The 16,474-nt window shown below is 59.2% G+C and carries 15 protein-coding genes and 1 riboswitch; of the genes, 14 read left to right on the forward strand and 1 reads right to left on the reverse strand.

Features of this window, described 5'->3' with window-relative positions; all coding sequences use genetic code 11:
• Nucleotides 1-84: 84 nt before the first annotated feature.
• Nucleotides 85-1,470 (forward strand): MBL fold metallo-hydrolase, encoded by a 1,386-nt coding sequence (locus L6R21_08470; protein MCK6559222.1) that lies wholly within the window; start codon nucleotides 85-87, stop codon nucleotides 1,468-1,470.
• A 529-nt stretch (nucleotides 1,471-1,999) separates the two neighbouring features.
• On the opposite strand, the gene L6R21_08475 is transcribed toward L6R21_08470, so the two are convergent.
• On the reverse strand, nucleotides 2,000-2,875 hold the full coding sequence (locus L6R21_08475) for a DUF4835 family protein (GenBank protein MCK6559223.1): 876 nt from the start codon (nucleotides 2,873-2,875) through the stop codon (nucleotides 2,000-2,002).
• A gap of 66 nt (nucleotides 2,876-2,941) precedes the next feature.
• Between L6R21_08475 and L6R21_08480 the strand changes: the two genes are divergently transcribed.
• The 13 genes from L6R21_08480 (at nucleotide 2,942) to nuoF (ending at nucleotide 16,365) form a co-directional block, all read left to right on the forward strand.
• A complete protein-coding gene (locus tag L6R21_08480) occupies nucleotides 2,942-3,769 on the forward strand; it encodes a hypothetical protein (protein ID MCK6559224.1) in 828 nt (275 codons plus the stop codon).
• A gap of 44 nt (nucleotides 3,770-3,813) precedes the next feature.
• Nucleotides 3,814-4,013, forward strand: a riboswitch (cobalamin riboswitch).
• 192 nt (nucleotides 4,014-4,205) lie between these two features.
• Nucleotides 4,206-6,353, forward strand: a complete 2,148-nt coding sequence (locus L6R21_08485; protein ID MCK6559225.1) for a TonB-dependent receptor — start codon at nucleotides 4,206-4,208, stop codon at nucleotides 6,351-6,353.
• Between the two features lie 387 nt (nucleotides 6,354-6,740).
• Entirely contained in the window at nucleotides 6,741-7,760 is a 1,020-nt protein-coding gene (locus tag L6R21_08490; GenBank protein ID MCK6559226.1) for a YpdA family putative bacillithiol disulfide reductase, read from the forward strand.
• A 78-nt stretch (nucleotides 7,761-7,838) separates the two neighbouring features.
• Entirely contained in the window at nucleotides 7,839-8,402 is a 564-nt protein-coding gene (locus L6R21_08495) for a hypothetical protein (GenBank protein ID MCK6559227.1), read from the forward strand.
• Between the two features lie 87 nt (nucleotides 8,403-8,489).
• Entirely contained in the window at nucleotides 8,490-9,884 is a 1,395-nt protein-coding gene (gene lpdA / locus L6R21_08500) for a dihydrolipoyl dehydrogenase (GenBank protein ID MCK6559228.1), read from the forward strand.
• Nucleotides 9,885-9,893: 9 nt separating this feature from the next.
• Nucleotides 9,894-10,160: a hypothetical protein gene (locus L6R21_08505; GenBank protein ID MCK6559229.1), complete on the forward strand. Its 267-nt coding sequence runs from the start codon at nucleotides 9,894-9,896 to the stop codon at nucleotides 10,158-10,160.
• A 144-nt stretch (nucleotides 10,161-10,304) separates the two neighbouring features.
• The gene (locus tag L6R21_08510; GenBank protein MCK6559230.1) at nucleotides 10,305-10,658 is read left to right on the forward strand and encodes an NADH-quinone oxidoreductase subunit A; all 354 of its coding nucleotides are present in this window, start codon (nucleotides 10,305-10,307) and stop codon (nucleotides 10,656-10,658) included.
• Entirely contained in the window at nucleotides 10,655-11,125 is a 471-nt protein-coding gene (locus L6R21_08515) for an NADH-quinone oxidoreductase subunit B (protein MCK6559231.1), read from the forward strand. The genes L6R21_08510 and L6R21_08515 overlap by 4 nt, the downstream gene beginning before the upstream one ends.
• Before the next feature lie 200 nt (nucleotides 11,126-11,325).
• On the forward strand, nucleotides 11,326-13,191 hold the full coding sequence (locus tag L6R21_08520) for an NADH-quinone oxidoreductase subunit D (protein MCK6559232.1): 1,866 nt from the start codon (nucleotides 11,326-11,328) through the stop codon (nucleotides 13,189-13,191).
• Entirely contained in the window at nucleotides 13,188-13,667 is a 480-nt protein-coding gene (locus L6R21_08525) for an NAD(P)H-dependent oxidoreductase subunit E (protein ID MCK6559233.1), read from the forward strand. The genes L6R21_08520 and L6R21_08525 overlap by 4 nt, the downstream gene beginning before the upstream one ends.
• A 621-nt stretch (nucleotides 13,668-14,288) precedes the next feature.
• Entirely contained in the window at nucleotides 14,289-14,486 is a 198-nt protein-coding gene (locus L6R21_08530; GenBank protein ID MCK6559234.1) for a HEPN domain-containing protein, read from the forward strand.
• 117 nt (nucleotides 14,487-14,603) lie between these two features.
• Nucleotides 14,604-14,936: a nucleotidyltransferase domain-containing protein gene (locus L6R21_08535; GenBank protein MCK6559235.1), complete on the forward strand. Its 333-nt coding sequence runs from the start codon at nucleotides 14,604-14,606 to the stop codon at nucleotides 14,934-14,936.
• Nucleotides 14,937-15,060: 124 nt separating this feature from the next.
• The gene (nuoF, locus tag L6R21_08540) at nucleotides 15,061-16,365 is read left to right on the forward strand and encodes an NADH-quinone oxidoreductase subunit NuoF (protein MCK6559236.1); all 1,305 of its coding nucleotides are present in this window, start codon (nucleotides 15,061-15,063) and stop codon (nucleotides 16,363-16,365) included.
• Nucleotides 16,366-16,474: the final 109 nt, after the last annotated feature.

Consider the following 16,474-nt stretch of genomic DNA (forward strand, 5'->3'; position numbering starts at 1 on the left):
AAGAACACGGCGCGCTGGTTTTTCCGCTTGACATTCTTTGCACCCGGCATTAGCTTGTGCCCGACTTTTTCACGGGAGCACAGCATGCGCATCAAGTTCTGCGGTGCTGCGCGCACAGTCACCGGCTCGCAGCATTTGCTTTCCATCAACGGCAAACACGTTCTGCTGGAATGCGGTTTGTATCAAGGCCGCCGCGCGGAAGCGCGGGAAAAGAACCAATCCTTCCTGTTCGAGCCCGACCAGGTGGAAACCCTGGTGCTCTCCCATGCCCACATCGATCACTCGGGCAACATCCCCTCGCTGGTGAAACACGGCTTTCAGGGCAATATTATCGCCACGCGCGCCACCGTCAGCCTGTGCCACGTGATGCTGCGGGACTCCGCCTATTTGCAGGAAAAAGACGCCGAATGGCTGCGCAAGAAGCGTGAGGAAGAGATCGAGCCGCTCTACACCATCGAGGATGCCGAGTTGGCGCTGCAGCAATTCATGGGCGTCGAGTATGGCCGCCCGTTCAGCGTTGCGCCCGGTGTGCGGGCCACATTTCACGATGCCGGCCACATCTTGGGGTCGGCCGGCGCGGTGTTCGAGATCGAAGAAAAAGGCCGGCGGCTGCGTCTGGGTTTCAGCGGTGATTTGGGACGCTTCCGCATGCCGATTCTGCGCGATCCGGTGCTGCTCGATGATCTCGATGTTTTGATCATGGAAAGCACCTACGGCGACCGGGTGCATCACGAGATTGAAGACGTGGAGGAGGAGCTGGCCGGGATCGTGCGCACCGTCCACCGCCGCGGCGGCAAGATCATCATTCCCGCCTTTGCCGTGGGCCGCACCCAGATGCTGGTTTACTATCTCCACAAGCTCTGGCAGCACAATCGCATTCCCGAGCTGCCGATTTACGTGGACAGCCCGCTGGCAGTGGATGCCACTGCGGTCTTTCGCATGCATCCCGAATGCTTCGACCGCGAAACCTATCGCCTGTTTCTGCAGGATGGGCAGGATCCCTTCGGCTTCCGGCGACTCACGTACGTGCGTGACGTGGAAGATTCCAAAAAGCTCAACGATCTCACCACGTCCGCGATCATCATTTCCGCCTCCGGCATGGCGGAAGCCGGCCGCATTCTGCATCATCTGCGCAACCATATCGGCAAGCCGGAGAATCTGGTGTTGCTGGTGGGCTTCATGGCCGAACACACGCTGGGCCGCAAACTCGGCGACGGCGCAACGGAGGTCAAAATCTTCGGCGAGGTGTGTGAGCGCCGCTGCGAAGTGCGCAAACTCGAGGGCTTGAGCGCGCATGCCGATCGCGAGCAGTTGCTGGCGCTGGTGCAACGGCAGAATCCCAAGCGACTTCAGCAGATCTTTTTGGTGCACGGCGAGCCCGACCCGGCCGCAGCGCTTGCTGATCGCATACGCGCGGCCGGCTATGGCGGGGTGCATGTGCCCTCGCCGGGAGAAGAATTCACGGTTTGAACGCGCGTGTGAGCGTGAGGAGGTGATCCGCAATACGACGCGGTGTGCGCCGGCGATGGCGGCGCGTGCCGGAAAGCCGGCTGTTTCCCATCCTTGTTTTCATCACCCCGTGTGAGCATCTCGCGCTTCTTCGGAAGGGGGAATCGGACAAGCGCCGCCCACCTTGAGAAAGTCAATCCGCAATCGAAAAGAATGGACCCGACTGCGCAGGGCATTGCGGGTCGCGCCGGCAAAGCGGAAATCCGTTATAGGTGATTCGCTTTTGCAATCCCAGAAGAAATCCTGCAGGTCATTGGCAGAATGATTCTTTGGCAGAATGAGTTTGAAATAATGCTGCCGTCAAATCACTCCGTCAAAAATTTCTTGTGCTGCCCAACAAGCTCCGCTCTTCAGCTTGTCTGAAAATCGGATGCCGAGCATGACGCCGGAAGAACGAACGCGGCCGCGAAGTCCTTCCCGCTGGGTACGTTTGCAATCGGGAAAACGGCGTTACGGGTGAGCATTTGGAAGGCGGGGCTGGCAATGCCAGTCAGTTGGTTTCGGCTGCAATCTGCTCTTCGTAGATATGTTTGCGCTCGGGATCCAGCCGCAGCAGAATTTGGAAGGGATGGGTGTCCTTGCTGCCTTTGAAGACGTCGATGACTTCGGAGTAGTGGGCGTCAATGAATTGCTTGGCGGCGAGGTTGTCTTTGTTCTCGCGCAATACGACTTCGAGACGTTCCAGCGACTGCTTGATGTAGTCGCGCGCCGGGCCGGGCTCTTCTGCGAGCGCGGACATGCCGTAGAAGTAATAGTCTTTCAGCTCGCGGAACTTTTTGTAGTTCTCTCCAAAGATGGCGAGGATGGTGTCTTCGCGATAGTCCCAGCCGTAGATGAATTGGCTGAATTTGGCTTCCTGCAGAATCGCGCGTGCTTTTTCGAAATACTTGGTTCCTTCCAGGGCGCCGTACTTATCGAGCTCGTTGCCGATCAGCAGATAGATATAGAAATCGATCAACGCACGCACCGGCACATAGCCGGGCGAGTCCGTGATGAATTCACTTTGCTGAAAGGGAAAAATGGCGCGCTTGTCAAAGTACTGCAAATCCGGGCCGGAGGCGATCAAGCTGCACTGGTAGCGGTCTTCGGTGCTGGTGGGCCGGTATTCCAGAAAAAACTGAAAACCGATGGTAAAGGGCATCACGTAGTCTTCTTCGATCCAGCTTTTGGCGTTGATGTACTTCTCGACCTTGCCGGCAAAATCCGCCATGCGCGGTTTGAATTCATCGGGCAGCTTGTCCAAAATGGTCGTCACCTTGGCGCGCACGACGCCCTTGTCGGGGGTTGCGAAAGCGGTCGCGGCCGCAAACACAAGCGTCAGCCCGATCACGCAGCATTTGATGCGAGGCAGAAAGATCGAAGGCATGTTTTCATCTCCACCAAATAGAACACCGCAATTCACTGAACGCGGCCAATATAGCCAGAGGGGCGCATGAAAGTCAAGCATATACTCTGGTGGACCGTGCTGGCGGGCGCCGGTTTTGCGCAGACGCAGGACTATGCGCTCGGAATTCGTGCGCAGGCGATGGGAGGAAGCGGCGTGGCGCTGGCGCAGGAGGCAGAAGGCCAACTGCAAAACCCGGCATTGCTCGCCGAACTGCCGGCCTGGAGCGCGACCGCGTTCTATTCCCGGCCATTTGGCCTGCCGGAGTTGTCGTTATCCAGTCTCGCGCTCGCCGGCGGGATCGGCGGCTTGAGTTTCGGCAGCAGTGCGGTTGCTTTGGGGCATGACTTGCTGCGGGATCAAACGCTGCAGATTGCCGTCGCCCGGCGCTGGCAGTTCCGCAGCCGGCCGGCGGCAGCGGCATTCGCCTTTGGACTGCAGCTCGGTGTGCAGCAAAAGCATATCGTGAACTATGGCCAAAGTCAAAGCTTCGTTCTCAATGCCGGCGTGGTGGCGCGCCTCAACGACAAGCTGGTGTGGGGACTGGCCGCCGGCAATCTCACGCACGCCCGTGCGGGCCGCGGCCGGGAACGGCTGCCGCGCCATCTCAGTTGCGGCCTGGGATATGTGCCCGGCAGCGCGCTCACGGCACAATTCGATCTCTACAAACAGCCGCCGTTTCCGCTGGAATGGCGGCTGGGTTTTGAATTGACGCTTTGGCCGCCGCTGCGGCTGCGTTTGGGCGGCAGTGAGAATCCCGACCGCTTCACCTGCGGCTTGGCACTGGCAACGCGACCGGCCCTCGTTCAGGTCACCATGTTTTCGCATGCCGACCTGGGTTGGACGCGACAGGTGGCGCTCACTTTGCGCCGATGAGGCAGTTCGCAGAAAACCAGTTGCACCCGCAAATTCGCTTCCTTATATTGCGCATCAACACGGGTGTTCAGTTCTGCTTGTGCAAAACTGAAAGAATAGGGAACGCCGTGCGAATCGGCGACTGCCCCGCAACTGTAAGCAGCAAGTTATTCGGCGATTTCACCACTCTCGGCACGAGGGGAAGGTCGAAATCAACTCAGCCGAGCTGCAAGTCAGGAGACCTGCCCGTGCGATCAATCTCCACAATGGCGTTGACCTCCGCCATTGCCTGGGAGAGCCTTCGAGGGAAGGCAGGCTGCGACGATTCCGTCTCCTCATCCTCATCCCCTCAAGGCGTGGGGATTTTTTGTTCCTGCGCCGGTTTCTGCCTTCCGCGGAGCGCCCTCCTTCCCCTGGTGCACCCGAGCAGGTGCGCGTTCATTCTCAGGGAGGTGTTATGTTTTCAAAATTGTGTGCCGGCCTGCTGATCGCCGGCGCGATGTTGACTTCGGCGGTGCGCGGGCAATATGCCGGAGAGATTCGCGGCACGGTGGTTGATGGTTTGAGCGGCGAGCCGCTGGCCGGTGTTGCCGTGCTGCTGGGCAAGTCTTCGACCGGCGCTGCCACCAACGCTGCCGGAGAGTTTCGCTTGGCGGCGAAAGATCCCGCTGATTCTTTGCTGATCCGGCGCATCGGGTATGAACCGGCACGGCTGGCGCTCGCGGAACTTTCCGGCAACGCCGCCATCCGATTGATTCCCACCAGCCTGCTGTTCCATGAAGTGACCGTCACCGCCAAGCGCAGGGCTGCTCTCGCCGCGGACAATCCTGCGCCCGTGGCAGCCATTGCGCTGGCAGAACCGCGCTTGCTCACCAAACAGAATCTGGGTGAGGCGCTCGCGCAGATGCAATCGCTGCTGGTGAAAGAATACGGCGGTCTGAGCGGATTGAAAACCGTGACGCTGCGCGGCGCTTCCGAGGGCCAGGTCCTGGTGTTACTCGATGGCTTTCGCCTGAACAACCCGCAAGGCGGCTGGGTCGATCTCAATCTTTTGCCCACGTTGAGCGTGAGCCGGATGGAAGTGATGCGCAGCGGCGCCTCGGCGCAGTACGGCAGCGAGGCGGTGGGCGGTATCGTGCACATCCACACGCTCGCGCCCGCGGCCCGCTTCACGCCGCAGGCCGAGTACACGCTGGGCAGCTATGGCACCGGCGCCGCGCGCATGCGGTGGAGCCAGCAGTTTGGAAAATTTTCCGGCGCGCTGGCTGTGGGACAGTTGCGCACCGCGGGCGATTACCCCACCGGCCTGGCAACGCGGCCGCGGCTGGAAAACAATCGTCTCGAGAAATGGGATTTCTACGGCCGTGCCGATTATGCGATTTCACCGCAGGTGCGCGTGCGCGCTTTTCATCAATACCTCGACAGTGATCGCGCCGTTGCCGGCTCGTTGAGTTTTCCTTCGCCGGGCGCCCGGCAAACCGACGCCAATCACCTGAGCGGCGTGCTGTTCACCGCCCAACAAGGCGCACATTTGAATCTGAATCTGCAGGGAAGCTGGCATCATCTCGAACAGGACTATCGCAATCCCGATCCATTTTTCCCGATCGCGAGCCGTCATCGCGTGGAAGTGGCGGAGGTGCTGCTGCACAATCGCAGCCGATTCCGTGCCGCTGATTTGCTCTACGGCCTCGAGCTGGCGCATGCCCGCATCAAGAGCACGGATTTGCGACAACCGCGGCGCGATCAACGCAGCGCATTTGTGCAGGGCGAATGGCGCTGGCAGCGCGTGCACGCCAAATCGGCCACCAGCCTCACGCTCATTCCGGCGTTGCGTTATGACGATTATAGCGACGCCGGCCACCGCACCAGCCCCAAACTCAGCCTGGTGTGGAAATGGGAGCGCACCTTTGTGCTGTCATGGCATGCGAGCACCGGCAAGAGTTTTCGCGTGCCGTCGATGAATGACTTGTTCTGGCCGAGTGGGCCATACACGGCCGGCAATCCGAATCTGCGGCCGGAAACCGGCACGCAATTCGACGGCGGCGTTTTGCTGCAGGCCGTCACCGGCGCGGGCCACTGGCAATTCGCGATGGACGCGTTTCACACCCGGCTGCAGAACTTGATCAGTTGGATTCCGGATGAAAATTTCCGGTTTTCGCCGCAGAACATCGCGGCCGCGCGGATCACGGGCTGGGAACCGGCGTTGCACTGGCGCGCGCCGGATGAACAAGTGCAGGTGCGGCTGGCCTACACGCGTCTGCACGCCGTTGATGACAGTGAGGATCCGGCCGTGCGGGACCGGCGGCTGCTCTATCGCCCCGATCACAAGTTTGACGCCCTGCTCTCGTTCGAAGTGGCGGAGCTGAACTGCAGTGTGTCTTATCAAATCGTGAGCCGGCGTTTTGTGCGGCAGGACAACAGCCGCTCGCTGCCGGGTTATCGCCTGGTGGATTTGTCCACGGCGCGGCGATTGAACTTGAAGAACGACTACTATCTCTATCTTGCCGGCGCGGTCAACAATCTCTTCGACAGGCGTATTCAGGTGATTGAAGATTATCCGGCAGCCGGCCGTGAATTCCGCCTCACGCTGGGCGTGAGCCGGTGAACGTTGCACGCGTTGCGCCGTGATCGGGCACGTGCGTGTGTGATGTGATCGGGCCGAATGCGCCGGCAGCAGCGGCGGTGCCATCGTCGCGCGACAGCCGGACAGGCATGGTTGATTTCCGCATGCACTCGGCGCGAGAAAATGGAGCGTGCGGAGGATTCTTGCGCGTGAACGAATCACCGTGCGCTCTGTTTTCTTGCTGCTGGCAGGCTGTGCCGCGAGGGACAAGCGTGTCGGCACGGGCAAAATGGAAATAGGCCTTGCATTGCTAGCGAGAATTCTTTATAATATTTTCACTTTTGATTGACGCGAATGAGGCGTGTATAGATACGCGCGCACGGAGCCGGGAAAGAGGCTTGCTGAGTTGTGGCACAAGCAAGAGGTGGAATGGATCGCAAGTCACTAGTGGATGTCTTGATCGTTGGCGCGGGGCCAGTGGGGCTCGCCTGCGGTATTGCAGCACAACGCAGCGGGCTTTCCTCTCTGATTGTCGAAAAGGGTGCGCTCACCAATGCGCTCTGCCATTTCCCGCGCCACATGAGATTCTTCTCCACCCCGGAGCTGCTGGAGATTGGCGAAGTTCCCTTCATCATTGCCGGTGACAAGCCCACGCGTGCCGATGCCCTCAATTATTATCGCCGCGTCGCGCAGCATTATGATCTGCGCCTCCATCTCCACGAAGAAGTCCGGCGCATCACCAAATCAGCGGATACCTTCACCGTCAACAGCGCGGCCGCGGACTATCAAGCCTCCTGCGTCGTGATCGCCACGGGCTATTACGACCACCCCAATCTGCTCAACCTCCCCGGCGAGGATCTCCCGAAGGTCTCTCATTATTACACCGAGCCTTTTCCGTTTTTTCGGCGGAAGGTTGCGATCATCGGCGGAAAAAACTCGGCAGTGGAGGCCGCGCTCGACCTCTACCGCCACGGTGCGCAGGTCACGCTCATTCATCGCGGACCGGAGATCCGGCAAAGCGTGAAGTATTGGATTCTGCCCGACATTCTCAATCGCATTCAAGAAGGCAGCATCGCGGCGCGCTGCAACACCCGCGTGGTGCAAATCACCAACGACGCAATCGTGCTGCAGAACCAGGCAGGCGAAACCGAGACGCTGGCGAATGATTTCGTCTTTGCGCTCACCGGCTATCATCCCGACTATGCCTTTCTGCAGGCGTGCGGCATTGCAATCAGTGGTGAGGACAACAGCCCGCGCCACGACCCCGCGACTTTCGAGACCAATGTGCCCGGGCTTTACGTCGCGGGTGTGGTGGCCGCCGGCAAAAACGGCAACAAGATCTTCATCGAGAACGGCCGCGAGCATGCCAACGTGATCATGCGCCACCTCGCGCCGCGGCTGCAGAATCACGCACGGCGCGCTGGCGCGAGTGAACCTGCCCGGGCATGAAGCGGGCGCAGGCCACGCCTACGCTGCTCCGTGCCCGAATAAAACCGAAGACTTTTCACACACCACTGGGAGCAAAGGATGATCCGCAAGATCGGTTTATGGTTGAGTCTGGGGTGCATGGTTACGGTGCTTGCCGGCGGCACTTGCACGCCGCCGCCGCCACAGCAGCGCCCGGGCAGTGCGTTTGAGGGCTCGGCGTTTTGGGCGCGCGACATTGCGCAGCCGCTGATCACCAACTTTGCCGCCGACGCGCAGATCTATCACATCATGGGTGTTCAAATCTTTCGCGACGGCCGGCTGCCCGCCAATCAGGGAAGTTGGGGATTGGTGGCGTGGAGCCCGTCACAGCAGAAAGAGTTTCAAGTCAACGTGCGGCATGACGGCTCCACTTCGACCAGCACGCGGGCGCAAACTTCGGTGCCGGGCGCCAACGGTCAGCCCTTGCCGGTAGGTTGGGTCAACAGCACGGACATCTTCAATGCGACGGCGCCGCATCGCGATCCGGCCGCCACCTTGGCGACTCTGGCCGCGTTCAATATCGCCACTTACAGCCAGCCGATGTGGGGCATCAACTTCAACGCCGGCGCGCAGCCGACGCATTACGTGAAATTCGACGGCACCTATATCGGCACCTCGCCCTGAAGCGGCTGAACGGAACAGACGTCCGGCGCGTCGCAGATTGCGCAAGATTCAGCGCCGGGTGCAGATACAATTCCAGAGGAGAGCAGTTTGAAAGAATTTGATTTGGTAATCGTTGGCGGCGGCCCGGGTGGCTATGTGGCCGCGATTCGGGCGGCTCAACTCGGCATGAAAGTCGCCGTCATCGAAAAGGACAAACTCGGCGGCCTGTGTTTGAACTGGGGCTGCATCCCGAGCAAGGCGCTGCTGCGCTCGGCGGAAGTCTATCACCTGCTGCATCACGTGCACGAGTTTGGCCTGGGCGTGGAGAATGTTTCGTTCGAGTGGCAGAAGATCATTCAACGCAGCCGCAAGATCTCCGAGCAGATCAACAAAGGCGTGCATTTCCTGTTTCGCAAGAACAAAATCGAGCACATCGATGGCGCCGGCCGTTTGCGCAAGGGCAACGTCGTCGAAGTCACCAAAGACGGCAAGGCAGTGGGTGAGTACAAAGGCCGGAACCTCATCATCGCCACCGGCGGCACGCATCGCTCGCTGCCCGGCGTCGAGTTGGATCGCAAGCGCGTCATCACCAGCACGGAAGCCATGATCCTGCCGGAGCAGCCGAAGGCGATGATCGTCATCGGCGGCGGGCCGATCGGCGTGGAGTTCGCCTACTTCTACAATGCCTTCGGCTGCCAAGTCACCATTCTGGAGATGATGCCGCAGATTCTGCCGCTGGAAGACGAAGAAGTCGTGAAAGCGCTTACTTCCAATTTCAAGAAAAGTGGCATCGCGGTGGAGGCCAACGCCAAAGTCACCGGCGTCAATGTCGGCGCGCAAGACGTCACGGTCAGCTACACCGTTGGCAATGCCGAAAAGAAGATCACCGGCGACGTGGCGCTCATGGCGATTGGCTTTGCCGGCCAGACCGCCAACCTCGGCTTGGAAGAAATCGGCGTCACCATCGAGAAGACGTTTATCGCGGTTGACCGGCGCACCTATGCCACCGCGGTGCCCGGTGTGTATGCGATCGGCGATGTGATCGGCGCGCCGCTGCTGGCGCATGTCGCTTCGGCCGAAGGCATCGCCTGCGTGGAACACCTCGCCGGCAAAGCGCCGCAGCCGGTGGACTACAACAATATTCCCGGCTGCACCTACTGCCAGCCGCAAGTCGGCAGCGTGGGCCTGACGGAAAAGCAGGCGCGCGAAAAAGGCTATGACGTTGCCGTCGGCCGTTTTCCGTTCCGGCCGCTGGGCAAGGCCGTGGCCGTGGGAGAAACCGAAGGCTTCGTGAAGCTCGTGGTTGACAAAAAATACGGGGAAATCTTGGGTGCGCACATCCTCGGCAGCGAAGCCACGGACATGATCGCGGAATTGGTGGCGGCGCGCGCGCTCGAGTCCACCGTCCACAGCTTGCTCAAAACCGTGCATGCGCATCCCACCTTCACCGAGGCGGTGATGGAGGCTGCCGCGGATGCACTGGGCGAGGCGATTCACATCTGAGGAAAGCTGTTGCGCGCAGCGACGCTCATGATGGCGGCGCACAATGGCCGGCCGGGGCAGCAAACGCGGTGCGCTCCCGGTGCGGTCGCGATCGCGCGGCGCGAGTTGCTGGGCCCGGGGCGCGGCTGCGAATTTGGGCTACAATTCACTGATCTCATCACCATAGAAGGAGAAGCCACAATGATGAAGAAAAAGGCCGTCAAGAAGGCAGCCAAGAAGAAGGCGACGAAGAAGAAGGCGGCTGCCAAGAAGAAAACAGCGGCGAAGAAGAAGTAAGCACGCGCCTGAAACGCGCCAGCCGCTTTCGGCCTTGCTGAGTTGTAGCGTCAGTCCCGCTGCGGCGGGACTGATGTTTCGCTGTTCCGCGACGCGATGAGTTGCATCACCGCGTTTTTAGCATAAACGTCAAGCGAGTGTGCAATGAGCAGTTTGATGGCAGTGCTCACGACTTTCGTGCTGCTCGGCGGCCTGGTGGGGTTGATCCTGGCGTTGTCCTCCTGGCTCGGCCCCAAACGCACCAACAGCGTGAAAGAAGTGCCGTTCGAGTGCGGCTGGGTTCCCATTGCCCTGCCCGGCGAACGGCTGTCGATCCGATTCTACCTGATCGCGATTCTGTTCGTGCTCTTCGATATTGAAATCGTTTTTCTCTTCCCCTGGGTCACGGTGTTTCGCGAGTTGGGCCCGGGCGGCTTCTTCAGCATGATGACCTTCGTGGGTATTCTCGTGCTGGGGTTGGTATACGCGTGGAAGCGAGGTGCATTGGAATGGGATTGAGAAATCTCCTCGGTGGCGACAACTTTGTCACTTCGCGCGTCGATGCCGCCGTCGGCTGGGCGCGCAAATTCTCGCTGTTTCAGTATCCGTTCGTGACCGCCTGCTGCGGCATGGAATACATGGCAGTGTCCGGCCCGCAATACGATCTTGACCGCTTCGGCGCCGCTCTGCCGCGCTTCAGTCCGCGCCAGGCCGACGTGCTCTTTGTCGTCGGCACGATCAGCCAAAAGATCGCGCCGATCATGCGCCGTGTTTACGATCAGATGTGCGAGCCGAAATGGGTCGTCGCGTTCGGCGTCTGCACCTGCACCGGCGGATTCTACGACAACTACTCCACCGTGCAGGGCATCGATACCATCGTGCCGGTCGATGTCTACATTCCCGGCTGCCCGCCGCGGCCGGAAACCGTGCTGCAGGGCATTATGTTGTTGCAGGAAAAAATTCAAAAGCAGAAACAGGAGTATTGAGTACTGCGACCGTCAAGTCCCTTGCCCCGAAGTTGGTCTTCTGGTAGAATCTTCCCCCGCCCCTGGCACCAGGATTGGCTTATCATGTATGCCCAGCGCCGGCGGAGAATTCAACAGAATGAGGTGGCAGGGTGTTGTATCCCGCTTGACGTTCTGGTATTACCCGCGTAACGAAACTCATCGTCAGGTGACTGCATCCCATGTCTTGGCTGGAGAATATTGCCCAGAAATTTCCAGGTGCGGTGAAGGTTCTGCCCTCGCCTGCCGGGGAAAATGTTCTGGAAGTGACGCGCGACGCGCTGTTGGCAGTGTGCGCTTATTTGAAAAACGAGCATCAGCCCGGTTTCAATTTCCTGATGGATCTCGGCGGGGTGGATTATCTCACCTTCCCACAGCCCCGGCCCGAGCGCTTCGAACTGATCTGCAACCTCTTCTCCTGGCCGCAAAAGGTCCGTTTGCGCCTGCGCGTGCCGGTGCCGGAGCACGACCCGGTGGTGCCCTCAGTGACCAGTTTGTGGGCCGGCGCGGGCTGGTATGAACGCGAAGTCTGGGATCTCTTCGGCGTGCGCTTCAAGGGATTGGCCGATCATCGCCGCATTCTGCTGTATGACGAGTTCAAGGGCCATCCCCTGCGCAAGGATTATCCCATCAGCCGCCGCCATCCGCTCGTCTCCAACGAGAAGATGAGTGCCCCCGGCAGCAACGGCCAGGCGCGCACGCATCGCATCAAGACGCCCCAGCCCGGCGCGAACGCGCAGAACATGCTGCTCAACATGGGGCCTTCGCATCCGGCGATGCACGGCGTCATCCACCTGCTGCTCGAACTCGACGGCGAAACCGTCGAAAGCGCCGAGGTCGGCATCGGCTATTTGCATCGTGCCTTCGAGAAGGATGCCGAAGCCGTGACCTGGACGCAGGTCTTTCCCTACACCGACCGCCTCAACTATGTCTCACCGCTGATCAACAATGTGGGCTACGCCCTGGCGGTGGAAAAAGTGATGGGTCTGCAGATCACCGAACGCTGCCAGTACATTCGCGTGATCATGTCGGAGGTCTCGCGCATCACCGATCACTTGACCTGCATCGCCGCCAGCGCCATGGAACTCGGCGCGATGACCGGCTTTCTCTATTTCATCAAAGTGCGCGACATGCTGTACGAACTGGTCGAGGAAATCACCGGCGCGCGCCTAACCGTCTCCTACGTGCGAATCGGCGGCGTCAAGGCCGATCTCACGCCCACTTTTGCCGACAATCTGCGCAAGATTCTCAAAGAGCTGCGCATCGCATTGGACGAGCTGCACAAGCTGCTCACCCGCAACCGCATTTTCGTGGACCGCATGCAGGGCGTGGGCGTGATCAGCAAGCAGCGCGCGATCGACTTTGGCTTCACCGGCCCGATGCTGCGCTCCTGCGGCGTCGATTACGACGTGCGCAAAGCCGAACCCTATCTCGTCTACGACCGCCTCGATTTCGATATTCCCTATGGCACCAACGGTGATAATTACGACCGCTATCTCGTTCGCATGGAGGAAGTCGAGCAGAGTGTTCACATTCTGGAGCAATGCCTGCAGCAAATACCCGGCGGCGAAATCAACGTCGATCATGAAGGCAGGGTCTTACCGGCCAGCGAGATGGCGGACTACGGCAAATTTGGCCGGACCAAGGGTTTGCTGCAGATCGAAGCCCTGACCGACCCCACGCTTTCCGGCGGGAACTCGCGGTTGCGTGACAATATTTTCCCGGACAACAAGCGCGCCGTCCTGCCTGCCAAGGAAAAAGTCTACGGCAGCATCGAAGGCCTGATGAATCACTTCATGCTGATCATGGAAGGCTACGGCATTGCGCCGCCCATCGGCGAAGCCTACCAGGCGGTCGAAGGCGCCAACGGCGAGCTGGGTTTCTACGTCATCAGCGACGGCAGCGGCAAGCCCTACCGCGTGGACGTGCGGCCGCCCTGCTTCGCGCTCATGTCCGGCTTTCATGAGATGATCAAAGGCGATGCGGTGGCGGATATCATCGCGACGTTCGGCACGGTGAACATGATTGCAGGAGAATTGGATCGATGATTTCGAAATTGTCGCAAGCGGCGCGGGACCGCATCGCCGAATTGCTGACGCATTACCCGCCCGAGCACAAGCGCGCGGCCCTGCTGCCGATTCTGCACGTGGTGCAGGAGGAGATCGGCTACGTTCCCGCCGAACTCGAAGAGGAGATCGCGGCGCTGGTGGGCGTGCCGGTGGTGAAGGTGAAGGAAGTGCTTTCGTTCTATACCTGGTTTCGCCAGCGGCCGGTGGGCAAATATCACTTTCAAGTGTGCCGCACCCTCTCCTGCAGCCTGCGCGGCCACCGCGAGATTCTCGCCTACCTCGAACAGAAGCTCGGCATCAAGGCGGGCGAAACCTCGGCGGACGGCAAGTACACGATTACCGCGGTGGAATGCCTGGCCTCCTGCGAAACCGCGCCGATGCTGCAGTTGAATGAGACCTACATCGATCATCTCACGCCGGCGAAGATTGATCAGATTGTGGCGGAGCTGAAGTGAGTTCGCAGGTTCGTAGTAATGCCTTCAGGCATCGGAAGCGTATATGACTCGAGCTCGTAGGCTCGCACGTTCCGGCGGGGAGGGAAGGTGAAGAGGATTCGACTGAGGCTCAGAAAATTTGTTCGGTAAAGTAAGTTTGGGATTCGCAACATTTCGATAAGATGGCGAATGAAGCAGGGCAGCAAAAAACAACTTGCCTCAAAGGTATCGTAAGGCGTGCGGGCAGCTTCTTGGAAAAGTCTCTTTAAGCAAAAAGGTTGGTGGGAGGGCAAACGCACCTTCCACAAAAGGACATTCGCGTTTATCTTCTCTTTCCAGAGAATCAGGATTATTTCGAATTAAACTCGATTATCGAGGAACAGATAATTTTCCAGTTCACAAGGATCCAGACGATCTTGAAGCAACAGTTGTTTGCCTGCTGTGGGAAGACATTGTTTCAGCATATGTCTCCACAAAAGACGATTAGTCTCATGAGAAACTCTCCTTAAATAGATATTTGGTAGCTTGATCTCTGCGTAGGTTTTGAAAGAGCGCATGCACAAGGTGAACAAAACAGCTTGGTCCTCCGCCGTGAAGATATGGATGGATCGGGTTGAGTAAGATTTCGAAACGGCGCGGGCAATGTATAAAGCTGGCCGCTACCTCTATGTGGTCTTCATGTGCCAGCAAGCCGTTGAGAAAACGCTGAAAGCGATCTTGGCGTTTCAGGGTAAAGAGATCAAGCCGATTCATCACCTTTCCAAGCTGGCAGAGCTTGCCGGGATCTTGTCTGAACTCAATGATGAACCACTTGCTCTTATTGAAAATTGCTCTTATTGAAAATCTCGGGTCGTATTATTTGAATGCACGTTACAAAGAAACCATCGACGCGCTTTCGAAAGCAATCGGCAAAAAGGAAGCAAAAGAGTATTTGGATAAAACCGAGAGTCTGATCACATGGCTTACACAAAAACTGAAGCCATTGCCGTAATCCAAACCTTTTTGGAGGAAATCCGGCCGGAGCTGCCCATCGAGCGGGCGTATTTGTTTGGCTCGTATGCCACGGATCGGGCGCGCGACTATTCGGATATCGACCTGGCCATCGTCACGCCGGCGCTCAACTCCGAAAATTCGTTTGCAATAAATCAAAGAATTTTCAGCCGCGCCTCGCGATACAATGTTGATTTGGAGCCGATTTGCTTTTCGCCCGAAGAATTTGAGAAGGAAGAGTTACCCATCGTGCTCGACATCAAGCGCACGGGCATTGAAGTGAGTGCGCCACAAGCATAGCGTGAAGCAACTGCAAACAAAAGCAACAGCGCATCCCGCCCAGGCGGGTCAGAGACGCACAGGCACGCCAGGAAAAAACTTTGCGCGTTCCTGGCGTGAGACTGTTTGAAGGAACTGATCGAATATGACACCCAACGGCGGCATTCTCACTCCTCTCATCAAGCAGAATTGCCAGATTCTCCGGAACTATCTCGAAGCCGGCGGCTATGCCGCGGCCCGGAAGGCGCTCGCCATGGCGCCGGACGAGATCATCTCCGAAGTCACCAAATCGAATTTGCGCGGACTCGGCGGCGCCGGTTTTCCCACCGGCCGCAAGTGGAGCTTCATCCCCAAAAACTCCCCCAAACCGAAGTACCTGGTGATCAACGCCGATGAAAGCGAGCCGGGCACCTTCAAGGATCGCTATATCATCGTGCACGCCACCCACGCGCTGCTTGAAGGCATCATCATTGCCGCCAAGGCGATCGAGGCCCACGCGGCTTACATCTACATTCGCGGCGAATACGTCGAGCCGGCGCGCGTGCTGCAGGCCGCCATCGATGAGGCCTACAAAAACGGCATTCTGGGCCGGAAAGTGCTGGGCACAGATTACGAATTGAATGTCTACGTGCACCGCGGCGCCGGGGCCTACATCTGCGGCGAAGAAACCGCGCTGCTGGAATCGCTGGAAGGCAAGAAGGGCTGGCCGCGCATGAAGCCGCCCTTCCCCGCGATTGAAGGCCTGTTCCGCTGCCCGACGATCGTCAACAATGTCGAAACCATTTCCTACGTGCCGGCGATTCTCGCCAACGGCGGCGAATGGTTCGCGCAACTCGGCAGCGAGCGCAATGGCGGGTATCGTTTTTACAGCGTCAGCGGCCACGTCAACAAGCCCGGCGTTTATGAGCTGCCGCACGGCACCACGTTGCGCGAGATTCTCTATACGCATGCCGGCGGCATTCGCAACGGCAAGCAGCTCAAAGCCGTGATTCCCGGCGGTTCTTCCTCGCCGGTGCTGCGCCCCGAGGAAATCGACGTGAGGATGGACGTTGACTCGCTCGCGGCCATCGGCTCGATGATCGGCTCGGCCGGGGTGATCGCCATCGACGAAGACACCTGCCTGCTCGAAGTTCTGGAAGTGACCTCGCGCTTTTATCATCATGAGAGCTGCGGCCAGTGCACGCCCTGCCGGGAAGGCACCGGCTGGCTGGAGAAAGTGCTGGCGCGCATGCACCGCGGTGACGGCAACCGCCAGGATCCCGACCGGCTGTGGGACATTGCCACCGGCATCATGGGCAACACCATTTGCCCGCTCGGTGATGCCGCGGCCATGCCTGTGTTCGGCTTCGTCAAAAAATTTCGTGAAGAGTTCGAAGCGCACGCCCAGTATGGCAAGTGCCACACCGGAGCGTTTACCAGTTGGCAGCCGCCGGCCAGGCCCGGGGCCTGAGCGGATGCGCATGAACCGGCGGCGAAGCGTGGCGGCCAGGTCGCCGGTTGCAATCAGCAAATGACAGCAGTGGCAGCCGCGCCGGCCACACGGCGGCGAAGCTGCACCT

The organism is bacterium (assembly GCA_023150945.1).
Lineage (GTDB): Bacteria > Zhuqueibacterota > Zhuqueibacteria > Zhuqueibacterales > Zhuqueibacteraceae > Coneutiohabitans.

Excerpts from the sequence above, each read along its gene's own strand:
- L6R21_08525 (MCK6559233.1), top strand. The coding sequence starts at position 13,188 with ATGATTTCGAAATTGTCGCAAGCGGCGCGGGACCGCATCGCCGAATTG.
- nuoF (MCK6559236.1), top strand. The coding sequence starts at position 15,061 with ATGACACCCAACGGCGGCATTCTCACTCCTCTCATCAAGCAGAATTGC.
- L6R21_08520 (MCK6559232.1), top strand. The coding sequence starts at position 11,326 with ATGTCTTGGCTGGAGAATATTGCCCAGAAATTTCCAGGTGCGGTGAAG.
- L6R21_08485 (MCK6559225.1), top strand. The coding sequence starts at position 4,206 with ATGTTTTCAAAATTGTGTGCCGGCCTGCTGATCGCCGGCGCGATGTTG.
- L6R21_08490 (MCK6559226.1), top strand. The coding sequence starts at position 6,741 with ATGGATCGCAAGTCACTAGTGGATGTCTTGATCGTTGGCGCGGGGCCA.
- L6R21_08535 (MCK6559235.1), top strand. The coding sequence starts at position 14,604 with ATGGCTTACACAAAAACTGAAGCCATTGCCGTAATCCAAACCTTTTTG.
- L6R21_08470 (MCK6559222.1), top strand. The coding sequence starts at position 85 with ATGCGCATCAAGTTCTGCGGTGCTGCGCGCACAGTCACCGGCTCGCAG.
- L6R21_08530 (MCK6559234.1), top strand. The coding sequence starts at position 14,289 with ATGTATAAAGCTGGCCGCTACCTCTATGTGGTCTTCATGTGCCAGCAA.
- L6R21_08495 (MCK6559227.1), top strand. The coding sequence starts at position 7,839 with ATGATCCGCAAGATCGGTTTATGGTTGAGTCTGGGGTGCATGGTTACG.
- L6R21_08475 (MCK6559223.1), bottom strand. The coding sequence starts at position 2,875 with ATGCCTTCGATCTTTCTGCCTCGCATCAAATGCTGCGTGATCGGGCTG.
- L6R21_08510 (MCK6559230.1), top strand. The coding sequence starts at position 10,305 with ATGAGCAGTTTGATGGCAGTGCTCACGACTTTCGTGCTGCTCGGCGGC.
- L6R21_08480 (MCK6559224.1), top strand. The coding sequence starts at position 2,942 with ATGAAAGTCAAGCATATACTCTGGTGGACCGTGCTGGCGGGCGCCGGT.